Consider the following 13,123-nt stretch of genomic DNA (forward strand, 5'->3'; position numbering starts at 1 on the left):
CTCAGCGGGCGACGTTCAGGACGCGCTGGCGGGTGTACTCGAGCATCCCCCAGTAGCCGTACTCGGCGCTGAGACCGGAGGAGCGGTAGCCGCCGACGGGGATGTGGCTGCGGACCGCGCCGTGCGTGTTGACCCACGCGGTGCACACGTCCAGCTGCCGGGCGACCCGGCGGCCCTCGGTCTCCTCGCCCCAGACCGACCCGCCCAGCCCGTACTCGGTGGCGTTGGCCCGCTCGACCGCCTCGTCCACGCGGTCGTACGCGATCACCGGCAGGACGGGTCCGGACTGCTCCTCCAGCTCCAGCGCGGTCCCCGGCGGCAGGTCGGTGACGACGGTGGGTGGGTAGAAGTGGCCGGGCCGGTTCAGCGGGTGGCCGCCGGTGATCACCCGGCCGCCGGCGTCGACGGCCGCGCGTACCAGCCCGTCCACCCGCGCCAGCCCGGCGGCGTCGACGAGCGGGCCGAGCTCGGTCCCCGGGTTGAGGCCGGGGCCGACCCTGGTCCGCTTGGCGATCTCGGTGAGCACCTCGACCAGCTCCTGCTGCTGCTCCCGGGAGACGTAGACCCGCTTGATCGCGCTGCAGAACTGGCCGCTGTTGTCCATGGCCCGCTCGAACACCCGCTCCGCGACGGCGGGGACGTCGGCGCCGGGCAGCAGGATGCAGGCGTCGTTGCCGCCGAGCTCGAGCGCGGTCCTCTTCAGGTCGCCGGCGGCGGCCGCGGCGACCTGCCGTCCCACCTCCAGCGAGCCGGTGAACGAGACCATCGCGACTCCCGGGTGCCCGGCCAGCCGCGCGCCGAGCTCGGCCGTACCGGAGATCACGTTGAGCACGCCGGGCGGCAGCGCGTCGCAGACGACCTGGCCCATGAGCAGGGTCGAGAGCGGGGTCAGCGGGGACGGCGTGAGCACCACGGTGTTGCCGGCGAGCAGGGCGGGGGCGATCTTGGTCGCCGCGATGATGATCGGGAAGCTGCTCGGGCCGATGGCGGCGACGACGCCGTGCGGGACGTGCTCCACGCGCAGGTAGGCCGTCGGCTCGTCGGCCACGGACTCCGGTTCGGCCGGGAGCTCCGAGGTCATCCGGAACCAGTCGGCGGCCAGCCGGACCTCGTCCCGCGCCCGCTCCAGCGGCTTGCCCTGCTCGTGGGTGAGCAGCCGGGCGACCTCCTCGGCCCGGTCGGCCAGCGCCTCGCCGCAATGCACCAGCAGCTCCCGGCGCTCGTCCCAGGACGCGGCCTCCCACCGGGAGGCGGTCCCGGCGGCCGCGGCGACGGCGGCGTCGAGCGCCTCGGGGCCGCAGTCGGGGAAATCCGCGAACTCCGTGCCCAGCGCGGGATTCTCCACCGGCAGCCGGTGCGCGCTCACCACGGCACGGCCGCCGATGGTCATCGGCTGGGTCATGAAGCTTGGCGTCCTCGTGCCGGACGGCGACATCTTTCCATTGTCCGGAGCAGGTAATAGCGGGAACATCTTCCAGAGTGCGGTCCAGAATATCGTGATCGAACGGTCACCTGGAGCGTTACGCCGCTGACCTGCGTCTATCCCTGCGGGACCGGGACCAACGCATTGTCTGTGGCAATCCACGTCATCATTTCCGCAATGAGCCGTCCGTGCCCGGCTTGCCGTCCCGATCGCCCCATTTCTTCCTCAACGGAGGCTGAGGCCGCCCGCCCGGAGCAGGTCGTAATGCAGCTGCTGGACCTGCTCGCAGGGCTCCAGGCCCAGTTCCTCGATGAGGCGCTCCCGCAGTTGCCGGTAGAGCGCGAGCGCCTCCGAGCGGCGGCCGGCGCTGCCGAGCACCTGCATGAGCTGGGCGTGGGAGCCCTCGTCGAGCGGATCGCTCGACACCAGCGCGCGCAGCTCCGCGATCAGGTCCTGGGCCCGCCCGGCCTCGATCTCGGCCTGGATGCGCAGGAAGCGCGCGGCCCGCAGCTGCTCCTGCAGCTCGACGACGTACGAGGACAGCACCGGGCCGCAGGGCACGTTCGCCAACGGTGTGTCGGACCAGAGGTCCAGGCCGGAGCGCAGCAGCCGGGCCGCCTCCTCGTACTGGCCGGCGTGGAAGGCCTCCTGGCCCTGGGCCACCAGCTGCCGGAAGACGACCACGTCGATGTGGCCGGGCTCGACCCGCAGGACGTACCCGGGCCCCCGGGTGGCCAGGACGCGACGGCCGGAGGCGCCCAGGCCGGCGTCCTGCATGCAGCGCCGGAGCTGGTAGACGAGGGTCTGCACGCCGGTGCGGACGCTGCGCGGCGGCTCCTCGGACCAGACCTCGTGGATGATCGAGTCGGTGTGCACGAGGTGGCCCGAGCGCATGAGCAGCAGGGCCAGCAGCTGCAGCGTCTTCGGCGCGGTCGGCGCGTAGTCGCGGTCGTCCTTCCGGACTTCCACGGGACCCAGCAGACTGAAGCGGGGTGAGGCGGAATTGTCGCTGAGGGGGTGCGGCGCGCGCGAGAGGCCGGTCACCCCGCTTCCGGCAATAACGGTGACATCTCTCACGGGGGACCCCTCCGTACTATTTAGCGCCGGGCGGACGACGCTCCGTCGAACGGTACGAAAATGACTCCTCCGGGGGCAGTGAGCGGGACACCGGTGCGGGATGACTTCTACCGGGGCAGGCATGAAAAACGCATATCCGACCTGTGAATGTGGAAGTACTCGGACCTTGCCGTTCGGAGTCACTCTTTGAACATCTGATCCACAACCCAAAGGGGTCCCGATGCCCACCACCACCGCTCCGCAGCTGCCCGTCGACGACCCGGCCGCCTCCGACCTGGTGATCGCCACCTTCGACCACATGCACAACTCGGCCGAGGCCCGGCTGGCGGCGACCGGCGTCTGCATCAGTTATGCCGCCTCCGTGGAACCGGCGCACCGGGCCGCCTGAGATGACGACCAGCCGGCCGGCCGACTCGCCGCTCGGCTTCCGCCGCGACCTGCGGGCGGAAGTGAGCGATGGCGACGGGGTCTTCCTGTTCTCCGAACGCACCACGACGGTGCTGTCCGGCCGGCATGTCGTCGCCCTGGCCGCGCTGCTCGACGGGTCCCGGGACCGGGACGACGTCCTCGACGCCCTGCCCGGCGGCACCGACCGGGCGGGGGTGGCCGCGACGCTCGACCGGCTGGTCGAAGCGCGGCTGGTCACCCGCCGGCCCGCCGGCCCGCCGACCGCGCACGAGCGCGAGCATGCCTTCTGGGAGGCCGCCGGGCTCGACGCCGACGTGGCCGCCCACTCCGTACGGACCGGGGTGGACCTGCTCCTGCCCGACCACCCGAGCAGCCTGACCGACCCGGTGACCAAGGCCGTCCGGTCGGCGCTGACCGGCGCCGGCATGATGGTCCGGGCCAGCCGCGGGGGCCGGCCCAGGCCCGGCGGCTCGCTGTCGATCGTGTTGTGCGCGGACTACCTGGACCCCGAGCTGGCCGCGGTGGACGCGGCCCACCGGGCGGCCGGCCGCCCCTGGCTGCTGGCCAAGCCGATCGGCGACCAGGTCTGGGTCGGCCCGATCTTCCGCCCGGGCGAGTCGGCCTGCTGGCACTGTCTGGCCGAACGGCTCTGGCGCCACCGCGAGGCCGAGGCCTGCGCCCAGGCGGCCCTGGGCCGCTCCGGACCGGCCCCGCGCCCGGTCGTCACCACCCCGGCCCTGACCGGCACCGCCGGCTCGCTCATCGCGCTGGAGGCGGAGAAGTGGCTGGCCGGGCACCGCTACTCCGGCCAGGACGCCGTCCAGACGCTGGACGGGGTCGAGCTCGAGCGCGCGCGGCACGAGCTGCGCCGCCGGCCGCAGTGCCCGGCCTGCGGTGACGCCGACCTGGTCGCCGCGCGCGCGTACGAGCCGGTCGCGCTGCGCCCGGTGGCCCGGACCGCCTACCGCGGGGGCGGCCACCGGGCGGCCCCGCCCGAGGAGGTCTGGACCCGCTACCAGCACCTGGTCAGCCCCGTCACCGGGATCATCAAGGAGATCCTGCCCGATTCGGAGGCGCCGGCCGGCTTCCACTGCTTCCGCTCCGGGCCCAACGTCGCGGCCGGCGCCGGCGGCTTGATGAACCTGCGCCGCGGCCCGCGCGAGGACAGCGGGGGCAAGGGTGTCACCGCCGAGGAGGCGAGGACGGGGGCCCTGTGCGAGGCCGTCGAGCGGTGGTCGGGCACCTTCCAGGGCGGCGAGGCGCGCCGCCGGGCCAGCCTGCGCGACCTCGGGGACGAGGCGGTCCACCCCAACGACGTGATGCTCTACGACGAGCGGCAGTACGCCGGCCGGGCCGACTGGAACCCGCGGCACGGCTTGTTCCAGCACGTGTGCGAGCCCTTCGACGACGACGTCGAGCTGGACTGGACGCCGGTCTGGTCGCTCACCGGGGAGCGCCACCGGCTGCTGCCGACCGGGATGCTCTACTTCGGCGGCCCGGGCCCGGCCAGCGTGCGCGCCGACTCCAACGGCAACGCGGCCGGCAGCTGCCTGGAGGACGCGGTCCTGCAGGGCCTGCTGGAGCTGGTGGAGCGGGACTCGGTGGCGCTGTGGTGGTACAACCGGACCCCGCTGCCCGGCGTCGACCTCGACGCGTTCGCCCAGCCCTGGCTGGACGAGGCCCGCGACTCCTACGCCGCGCTCGGCCGCACCCTGGAGGTCCTCGACCTCACCACCGACCTCGGCGTCCCGGCCATGGCCGCGGTCACCCGGCGGCCGGGCTCCGACCGGGCCGAGGCGATGCTCGGCTTCGGCGCCCACCTGGACCCGCGGATCGCGGTCCGCCGGGCGGTCACCGAGCTCAACCAGCTCCTGCCCGCGGTCCTGGGAGCCCGGCCGGACACCGGCTTCGCGCCCGGCGACCCGGACGCCGTGCGCTGGTGGCAGGACCCGGCCGCGGCCGACGAGCCGTACCTGCACGCCGACCGGAGCGGCTCGCCCCGCCGGCCGGCCGACTACGGCTACCGCCCCGGTCCGGATCTCACCGAGGACCTGCGGGGGCTGATCGGCCTGCTCGACGCGCGCGGCCTCGAGGTCCTGGTGCTCGACCAGACCCGGCCGGACGTCGGCCTGCCCGTGGTGAAGGTGCTGGTGCCGGGGCTGCGGCCGATGTGGGCCCGGTTCGCCCCGGGACGGCTGTTCGACGCGCCGGTACGCCTGGGCCGGCTCGCCGCGCCGACCCCGTACGACCAGCTCAACCCCATACCGGTGTTCCTCTGACCGCCCGTTCGGTGGCACTTCTGCGCTGTCCGGTCATGTCCTGGGCGTGATAATTTTCGTTTCTCAGGACCGTTCCGTCTCTTATCATCGTGCTGGCTGGTCGCGCTCAGTGCCTGTAGCGCTCCCGAGCGTCCCCAGGCACGCAGTTCAACCCAGTGCTCGCGCGAGCCGGAACGGGAGACATGACCGAGACTTCTCGTCTGGACTCCGGGCCGCTGCCGGTCAGCCAGCGGTTCCGCGATCTGGTACCCACGATCGCCCCGCGGCTGGCGCGTGCGGTCGTGATCGCCGTCCTGTGCGGCTTCGTGATCATCGCCGGCACGAACATGCTCCTCTCGGGCGGCGGGCTCCTCGACCTGGGCTCCGCGGTGGTCTACGGGGCGGCCGTGCTGCTCATCCATCTCCGCGTCAGCACCCGGCCCCGGGAGGAGCTGAGCACCAGGGTCCGGTACCTGGCGCTGCTCGCCGAGGCCGGCCTGGTCTACCTGCCGATCCTCCAGCTCAGCGTGTCGTGGGTCGGGCTGCCGGGCTATCTCGTCGGCTCCCTGCTCCTGCTGCTCCGGCCGGCCGCGTCGATCCCGCTGGCCGCCGCGGTCGTCGCGAGCATGGGCTGGTACTCGTGGTCCGTCTTCAAGGACTCGCCGACGGTCTCCTACGCGGTCCTCTACACGATGGTGGCGACCACGCTGACCGGCGTGATCATCTACGGCCTGACCAGGATGTATCAGCTGGTGGAGCAGGTGCACTCGGCCCAGGACACGTTCGCCCGGCTCGCCGTCACCGAGGAGCGCGCCCGGTTCTCCCGGGACGTGCACGACCTGCTCGGGCTGAGCCTGTCGGCGATCATGCTGAAGACCGAGCTGGTGGCCAAGCTCGTCGACGACGAGCCCGACCGGGCCCGCACGGAGCTCGACGAGGTCCTGCAGATCACCCGCAAGGCGCTGGCCGAGGCCCGCCAGGTGGCCACCGGCTACCGGGAGCTGACGCTGGCCGAGGAGTGCAACTCCGCGGTCTCCGTGCTCACCACCGCGAGCGTCGACGTGTCGCTGGTCCGCGAGCACGACGGCTTCCCCCGGTCGGTGCGTTCCACGCTGGCCACGGTGCTGCGCGAGTGCGTCACGAACGTGCTCCGGCACAGCAACGCGACCTGGTGCACGATCACGCTCGGCAGCGTCGCCGGGATGGCCGAGATGGAAGTCGTCAACGACGGCGTGCCGGTGTCGCGGGCCGCCCCGGCCACCGGCGGGGCCGGCAGCGGCCTGCTCAACATCACCCAGCGGGTCCGCTCACTCGGCGGCGACCTCGAGTCCGAGGTCGTGGCCGGCCAGCAGCACCGGGTCCGGGTCCGGATCCCGCTCGCCCAGCCGGACGCCGGCTAGAGCCACTCGGCCTCGGTCGCGATCCGGATCGCGTCGACACGGTTGCGGGCGTTGAGCTTGCCGATGATCGAGGTCAGGTGGTTCCGTACCGTCCCGGCCGAGAGGAACAGCTCGCCGGCGATGTCCACCGGGTCGTAGCCGGCCGAGGCGAGGCGGAGGATCTCCGTCTCCCGGTCCGTCAGCGGGCACTGCTCGCTGTCCCACGCCGACATCGCGAGCTGGGGATCCACCACGCGACCGCCGGCCGCGACCTTCCGGATTCCGTTCGCGAGGCTGTCCGGCGGCGCGTCCTTGAGCATGAACCCGCCGACGTGGGCGGCCAGCGCCCGCCGTACCGTCCCGGCGGTGCCGAGGCTGGTGAGCATCAGCGTCCGGCACTTCGGGACGTTCTCGTGGATCTCGACCGCGGCGGTGAGCCCGTCCTTGCCCGGCAGGTCGATGTCGATGACGGCGACGTCGGGCCGGTGCTCGAGCGCCGCCGGCAGGATCTCCTCGCCGGAGGCGACCGCGGCGACGACCTCGAGGTCCTTCTCCAGGTTCAAGAGTGCGACCAGCGCACCTCGAACCATGCCCATGTCCTCGGCCAGAAGGATCCGGATCACCGTCGGCCGTCGAAAGAGGAGCGCCGCAGGCACGTGCTCCGGGCACGAGCAGAGCGAGCCGTCATCCGGGCATCACCTCCGGCTGAGTCCGACGTGAGGACGTCGGCCAATCCTAACGCGGTGATCCCGGCACACAGGGGACGACCGGCGCGGCGGATGCGCCGATCCGAACCTGTGGCCAGAGAGGAGTCCGTGTGAATGCGGCCGTGCAGCAGGCGGTCTCGGCCATGCGCACCCGGTACGCCGAGCCGGTCACGCCCCGCGGGCTGGCCGCCGAGGCCTTCGTGAGCCCGTTCCACTTCTCCCGCGTCTTCTCGGCCACCACCGGCACCACGCCGGGGCGCTTCCTCGCGGCGGTCCGGATGTTCGAGGCCAAGCGGCTGCTGGTGTCCAGCCCGCTGACGGTCGCCGAGATCGTCGCTGCCATCGGTTACACCAGCGTCGGGACGTTCACCAGCCGGTTCAGCGGCTCGGTGGGGCTCACGCCGAGCCGGTACCGGGAGCAGCAGGTCGGGGAGCTGCTGGTGACCTCGTCCACGGGCGCGAGCCGGCTGCCCTCGATCGGGACCCTGCGCGCGGCCGAGGCGGCGGTCTCGCCGGTCTGGCCGGTCGGCCGGGCCGCGGTGGTGGCGACGCTCGACGTGGCGCCGGCGCCGGAGATCGGGCCCGATCCGGACCGCCTGCTGGTCGCTGCCTTCGCCGAGTCGATCCCGCAGCGGGGGCCGGTCGCGTACGGCTACCTGACCGAGCCCGATTTCCGGCGGCCGGTGGAGGCGGTGCTCGCGGACGTGCCGCCGGGGCGGTGGACCGTCCTCGCCCTCGGGACCACCGGCTCTCCTGACGGTGACCCCGGGAGTGGGGCGGAGTGGATCGCGCGGGCGACGGTCGCGGTCGGGCCGGACGGTCCGGTCCGGGTACGGCTGCGACTGCGGCCGGTCCGGGAGGCCGACCCGCCGATCGCGGTCACGCTCGCCTCGACCCTGGCCGCCCGCCGGGAGCTCCTCGAGCGCCGCCGTCGGCGCGGGACCGCGCCGACCCCCTTCCGGGTGGCCTGACCTGCCCCCGGATCCGGACGAGGAGCAGCGTATGGCGACCGGCCCGGGCACCGGACTCCGCCGGCGGGCCGCCGCCACCCTCGTCCGCCGGCCGCCGGCCGGACCCCCGCGGTCCGGGCCGGACGCGGTCTCTCAGGCCGTGACCCGCGGCGTCGAGTGGGCGGTCGACGGCGCCGGCCCGGAGGAGGACGAGCGGCGGCTGGCGACGGTCGAGCCCGAGCTGCGCGGGTTCGCGTACGAGGGCGCGGCGATGGCGTACACGATCCTGGACGTGCTGCCGGGCGGAGGTCGCGACCGGACCCGGCGGCTGCTCGACGGGCCGGGCCGTCCCCACCTGGTGCCCGTCCACCTCGGCATCGGCGCCGCGCTGGCCCGGCTGCCGCACCGGCTGTGGCGCCGGATCCTGCCCGACCTGGCCGACCCCGACCACTGCCCGCTGAGCTGGCTCGCGGTCGACGGCTACGGCTTCGAGCTCGCGTACGCCCACCTCCGCCGGTGCCTCGTCGAGCAGCGGGTGCCGGCCGCGTACCCATGGCCGGGCGCGCAGGCGTACGTGCCGCGGGTGGTGGACCAGGGGATCGGGCGGGCGCTCTGGTTCGTCCACGCCGGGGTCGCCGAGCAGGCCGGCGCGGCCGTGCTCCGGTTCCGGCCGGACCGGCAGCCGGACCTGTGGCGCGGCATCGGCTTCGCGGCCACGTACGCCGGGGGGACGCGGCCGGCCGGGCTGGCGCTGCTGGCCGGGCCGCACCGGGCCGAGCTCGGCACCGGGGCCGTGCTCGCGGCGAAGGCCCGGACGGACGCCGGCGTCGTACCGGCCCACACCGAGCAGGCCGCGCGGGCGCTCGCCGGGCTCCCGGTCGCGGCGGCCGCGGCCCTCGCCGACGAGGCGACCCGGATGGGCGACGAGCCGGGACCGGCGTACGAGCGGTGGCGCGAGCACGTCCGGGCGAACCTGCCGGCCGCGCTGCGTCCGACCGCCTGAGGGCGCAATCGGACAGCTCCGCAAGGCGGAGGTAGCCCCGCCGGAACCGGCGCTGTGACGATCAGAAGGCGGCGGGCGCGGACATCGCCCGGGCCGCACAGACATCACACGTGCCGATGGACAAGGAGATTTCGAGTGGGTGCAGGCATACGCGCGGCGCGGCGACGTGTCCTCACCCCAGGTCTGCCGGCGACCTCGCTCGACGGGCGCGGGTTCCACCCGAAGGACGCGGCCGCCCAGGAGCTGCTGACGGAGATCGGCCGGACCTACCGTGCCGGCTTCGGATCCGCCGCCGGGGCCCGGGCGCCGGCCGACGTGGAGCCGGACCTCGAGGCGGTGCCGACCCGGTACCGCGGGTTCGCCTACGAGGGCGCCGCGATGGGCTTCGCCGTCCGGGACGGGCTCCCGCTCGGCCGGCACGACCTGCTCGAGGAGTTCCTGCGCGGGCGGGCCGCCGACCACGCGTCGATGGCCTGGTCCGGGGCGGGCTGGGCGATGGCGCGGCTGCCGCGGGCCCGCTGGGTCCGCCCGGACCGGCTCGATCCGCTGCTGCGCTGGCACACGCTCGACGGCTACGGCTTCCACCAGGCCTACTTCCGCACCCGCCGGTACGTCGGCGACCGCGCCCGGGCCGCTCGTTTCCCCTGGCCCGGTGGCGATTCGCCGGACGGCTACCCGCACCGCGCCATCGACCAGGGCATCGGCCGCGCGCTCTGGTTCGTCGGCGGTGCCGACGCCTGGCGGGTGGCCGCATTGATCGACACCTTCCCGGCGCACCGCCGCGCCGACCTCTACAGCGGCGCCGGCCTGGCCGCCACGTACGCCGGCGGCGCCTCCGCCGACGAGCTGGTGCGCTTCCGCGAGGGCTCGGGCGAGCACTGCGGGCAGGTCGCACTCGGCTCCGCGTTCGCGGCCGAGGCCCGCGTCCGGGCCGGCCTGGTCGGGCCGGAGACCGAGCTGGCCACCGAGATCCTCTGCGCCGTCTCCCCGGCGGAGGCCGCGCGGGTGACCCGGACCCTCCGCCCGAACCCGGCGGACATCGACGACGACGGCGCCGGCGTACCGGCCTACGAGACCTGGCGGCAGCGTGTCGCCACCGCGCTGGTTCCCGGCGGTGCCCGCCGATGAGCTCTGGCCGCCGCGGAGACCGCCCTTGGAGCGGAAGGAGAAGCTAGTGCCCGAGTCCGAAGTGGACGCCCGGACGCTCACCCTGGAGGCGTTCGCCGACACCATCCTGCCGGGGGAGAAGCGTTTTCCCGGCGACCGCTCGGTGGCCGGGGAAGGAAAGGGGGGCGGGGCCGTCGCCGCCGGCGCGATCGAGCTGCTGGAGACCCCGGCGACCGGGGTCACCGACGCCCTCGACTTCCTCTCCCAGACGCTGGACCAGAAGGCCACGGAGTGGGCCGAGGAGCACGACCTGACCCTCGACGACGACGTGCCGGCCTTCGTCGCGCTGCCGTTCGCGGAGCGTACGACGCTGGTGAAGACGCTGCTGTCGCGGGAGAACCCGGAGCGGGACGGCTGGGTGCTGCTGACGATGTTCAGCAACATGGCCTTCGACAGCGCCGCCCACATGCACACCGCGGACGCGATCGCCGCCGGTCACCCCGGCCTGCTGGCCATGGGCATGACCGCCCCGGACGCGGACGGGTACTGGCGTTTCGAGCAGCACTCCTACCGGCGGCAGCTGGCCGAGCCGCACCCCGACACCCTCCCGAACGGCAGCCTCGGCTGACCGCGATCCCCAGTTTCTCGCTCGTCCGCCGGTTGGCTGGCACAGCCAGATTGGAGTTCCCCCGATGTCCAATACGGAGCGCACCGACGTCCTCGTCGTCGGCAGCGGTTTCGGCGGTGCGATCGCCGCCTACCATCTCGCCGCCGGCGGGGCCGACGTGACCGTGCTGGAGCGCGGCCCGTGGGTCAAGAGCGAGGAGTTCGAGCACGACTACCTGCTCGGCTCCTCCTTCACCCGGATCTTCGACTTCGTCGTCGGCAACGGGATGGCCATCCTCGGCGGCAACTGCGTGGGCGGCGGCAGCAACGTCTACTTCGCCTCGATGCCGCGGGCGCCGCGTTTCATCTTCGAGCGGCACGGCAGCATCGGCCGGCGGATGTGGCCGGCCGGGATCGACCGGGACTCGCTCGACCCCTGGTACGACCGGGTGGTCGAGGCGATGCCGGTGGTCACCCAGGACTGGAACGACGTCACGTACGCCGGCGGGCTCTGGGCCGCGGCCTGCAACCACTCCGGCCGCACGGCCAACCCGCTGCCGGTGGCTGTCGACGTCGACAAGTGCGTGAACTGCAACTTCATGATGGCCGGCTGCCGCTTCGACGCGAAGCGCTCGCTGCTGTTCAACTACCTGCCGGCCGCGCTCGCGCACGGCGCGACGATCCGGCCGCTGCACGAGGTGCAGAAGCTGACCCGCACCGAGGACGGCGGCTACCGGGTGCACTACCGGATCGTCGATGAGGTCGACTACCGCGTCCTGCACGACGAGGGCACCATCGACGCCAAGATCGTGATCCTCGCGGCCGGTGCCGGGGCGACGCCGGTCATCCTGCAGCGCTCCGAGCCCGAGCTCGGAAAGATGCCGCACGGCGTCGGCCGCTTCTTCTCCGGCAACGGCGAGCGACTCAACACCGCCGCGATCAACGAGGACGCCGCCCGCGAGGTGCTCGGCCTCGACCGCGGCGACGGGGTCGCGTACGAAGCGCACGCGATCGGCCGCGGCCCGACCGTGGCCAGCTGGGACCGGCTCGACGGCTCGCTCCCCGAGTACGACCGGTACTCGCTGGAGCAGCTCTACTTCCCGCCCGGTCTCGGCACGATCCTGGCCCAGGTGCCCGGCGGCAGCGACCCGACCTGGTTCGGGCCCGAGAAGCGGGCCTGGCTGGAGCGGTGGAAGTCCTGGCTCACGATCTTCACGATGAGCGAGGACGACAACGAGGGCGTCTTCGGCCCGCCGCCGGAGACCGGCAACTCGGTCCGGGTCTCGCAGCAGATGCTGGCGCGGGGGCCCCTGTCGTACGAGCCGACGGCGAACACGCTCAACGGCTGGGCCAAGTCCGACGCGGAGGTCAAGGAGATCTTCGAGAAGGACGGCATCGCGGACGTCGCGCCGTGGACCAACGACGTGGTCGGCGCCTACACCGTCCACCCGCTGGCGTCCTGCCGGATCGGCGACGACCCGGAGACCTCGGCCCTCGACGACGGCCACCAGGTCTGGGGCCACCCCGGGATCTTCGTCACCGACGGTTCCGCGGTGCCGGGCGCGCTCACGGTGAACCCGGCGATGACCATCGCCGCGCTCGCCGAGCGCGCGATGCCGGGCATCGTGCGGGCGGCCCAGGAGCGCGGGGTCGACGTCACCTACGGCGCCCCGGCCCCGGACGGCTCGACCAGCGCCCGGCGCGGCTCGCTGCACCTCGTACCCGGGCTGGTGGGTCAGCGATGAGCACCGCCGTCGCCGCGGCCGGGACGGCGGACCGGCGACCTCTCTTCCCGCCCGGCACCCGGCGCTACCAGTGCGCGCTCTGGGCCTTCGTCCTCATCGTCGTCGCGCACTGGGGCGAGCACCTCGCGCAGGCGTACGAGCTGTGGGGGCTGCACTGGACGATGAAGGAGTCCCGCGGCATCCTCGGCCTGCCGTTCCCCTGGCTGATCTCCTCGGAGTGGCTGCACTACGACTTCGCGGTGGTCATGCTCGTCGGGCTGATCGTGCTGCGGCACGGGTTCACCGGGAACGCCCGCCGGTTCTGGGACCTCGCGCTGAAGATCCAGATCTGGCACCACTTCGAGCACCTGCTGCTGCTCATCCAGGCCCAGACCGGCTACTACTTCTTCGGGGCGTCGGTGCCGACCAGCATCATCCAGGTGATCGCGCCGCGGGTGGAGCTGCACCTGTTCTACAACAC

Annotated in this window: 12 protein-coding genes; 9 read left to right on the top strand and 3 right to left on the bottom strand. The window is 73.5% G+C overall.

Annotated elements, in window-relative coordinates; all coding sequences use genetic code 11:
- Position 1: 1 nt before the first annotated feature.
- Both VGP36_24380 and VGP36_24385 read right to left on the bottom strand, forming a co-directional pair.
- Entirely contained in the window at positions 2-1,402 is a 1,401-nt protein-coding gene (locus VGP36_24380; protein HEV7657851.1) for an aldehyde dehydrogenase family protein, read from the bottom strand.
- 246 nt (positions 1,403-1,648) lie between these two features.
- Positions 1,649-2,392 (bottom strand): AfsR/SARP family transcriptional regulator, encoded by a 744-nt coding sequence (locus VGP36_24385; protein ID HEV7657852.1) that lies wholly within the window; start codon positions 2,390-2,392, stop codon positions 1,649-1,651.
- Between the two features lie 328 nt (positions 2,393-2,720).
- On the opposite strand from VGP36_24385, the gene VGP36_24390 reads away from it, so the two are divergent.
- The 3 genes from VGP36_24390 to VGP36_24400 all read left to right on the top strand — a co-directional run bounded on the left by VGP36_24390 (position 2,721) and on the right by VGP36_24400 (position 6,566).
- A complete protein-coding gene (locus tag VGP36_24390; protein ID HEV7657853.1) occupies positions 2,721-2,888 on the top strand; it encodes a hypothetical protein in 168 nt (55 codons plus the stop codon).
- A gap of 1 nt (position 2,889) precedes the next feature.
- The gene (locus VGP36_24395; GenBank protein HEV7657854.1) at positions 2,890-5,187 is read left to right on the top strand and encodes a TOMM precursor leader peptide-binding protein; all 2,298 of its coding nucleotides are present in this window, start codon (positions 2,890-2,892) and stop codon (positions 5,185-5,187) included.
- A 182-nt stretch (positions 5,188-5,369) separates the two neighbouring features.
- The gene (locus VGP36_24400; protein HEV7657855.1) at positions 5,370-6,566 is read left to right on the top strand and encodes a histidine kinase; all 1,197 of its coding nucleotides are present in this window, start codon (positions 5,370-5,372) and stop codon (positions 6,564-6,566) included.
- Here VGP36_24400 and VGP36_24405 read toward each other — a convergent pair.
- Positions 6,563-7,168, bottom strand: a complete 606-nt coding sequence (locus VGP36_24405; protein HEV7657856.1) for a response regulator transcription factor — start codon at positions 7,166-7,168, stop codon at positions 6,563-6,565. The two genes, VGP36_24400 and VGP36_24405, sit on opposite strands and share 4 nt — an antisense overlap.
- Positions 7,169-7,362: 194 nt before the next feature.
- Here VGP36_24405 and VGP36_24410 point away from each other — a divergent pair, with 194 nt between their 5' ends.
- The 6 genes from VGP36_24410 to VGP36_24435 form a co-directional block, all read left to right on the top strand.
- On the top strand, positions 7,363-8,223 hold the full coding sequence (locus VGP36_24410; protein HEV7657857.1) for an AraC family transcriptional regulator: 861 nt from the start codon (positions 7,363-7,365) through the stop codon (positions 8,221-8,223).
- A 31-nt stretch (positions 8,224-8,254) separates the two neighbouring features.
- Positions 8,255-9,205, top strand: coding sequence for a DUF1702 family protein (locus VGP36_24415; GenBank protein ID HEV7657858.1), 951 nt, complete (start codon positions 8,255-8,257; stop codon positions 9,203-9,205).
- 135 nt (positions 9,206-9,340) lie between these two features.
- Entirely contained in the window at positions 9,341-10,333 is a 993-nt protein-coding gene (locus VGP36_24420) for a DUF1702 family protein (GenBank protein ID HEV7657859.1), read from the top strand.
- Between the two features lie 46 nt (positions 10,334-10,379).
- Positions 10,380-10,940, top strand: a complete 561-nt coding sequence (locus VGP36_24425; protein ID HEV7657860.1) for a DUF5987 family protein — start codon at positions 10,380-10,382, stop codon at positions 10,938-10,940.
- Positions 10,941-11,004: 64 nt separating this feature from the next.
- Positions 11,005-12,663: a GMC family oxidoreductase gene (locus tag VGP36_24430; GenBank protein ID HEV7657861.1), complete on the top strand. Its 1,659-nt coding sequence runs from the start codon at positions 11,005-11,007 to the stop codon at positions 12,661-12,663.
- Positions 12,660-13,123 (top strand): hypothetical protein (locus tag VGP36_24435; protein ID HEV7657862.1); only part of this gene is annotated, 464 nt, incomplete at its 3' end. The genes VGP36_24430 and VGP36_24435, both read left to right, overlap by 4 nt.

Source organism: Mycobacteriales bacterium (assembly GCA_035995165.1).
Lineage (GTDB): Bacteria > Actinomycetota > Actinomycetes > Mycobacteriales > CADCTP01 > CADCTP01.

Excerpts from the sequence above, each read along its gene's own strand:
- VGP36_24380 (HEV7657851.1), bottom strand. The coding sequence starts at position 1,402 with ATGACCCAGCCGATGACCATCGGCGGCCGTGCCGTGGTGAGCGCGCAC.
- VGP36_24390 (HEV7657853.1), top strand. The coding sequence starts at position 2,721 with ATGCCCACCACCACCGCTCCGCAGCTGCCCGTCGACGACCCGGCCGCC.
- VGP36_24395 (HEV7657854.1), top strand. The coding sequence starts at position 2,890 with ATGACGACCAGCCGGCCGGCCGACTCGCCGCTCGGCTTCCGCCGCGAC.
- VGP36_24400 (HEV7657855.1), top strand. The coding sequence starts at position 5,370 with ATGACCGAGACTTCTCGTCTGGACTCCGGGCCGCTGCCGGTCAGCCAG.
- VGP36_24415 (HEV7657858.1), top strand. The coding sequence starts at position 8,255 with ATGGCGACCGGCCCGGGCACCGGACTCCGCCGGCGGGCCGCCGCCACC.
- VGP36_24430 (HEV7657861.1), top strand. The coding sequence starts at position 11,005 with ATGTCCAATACGGAGCGCACCGACGTCCTCGTCGTCGGCAGCGGTTTC.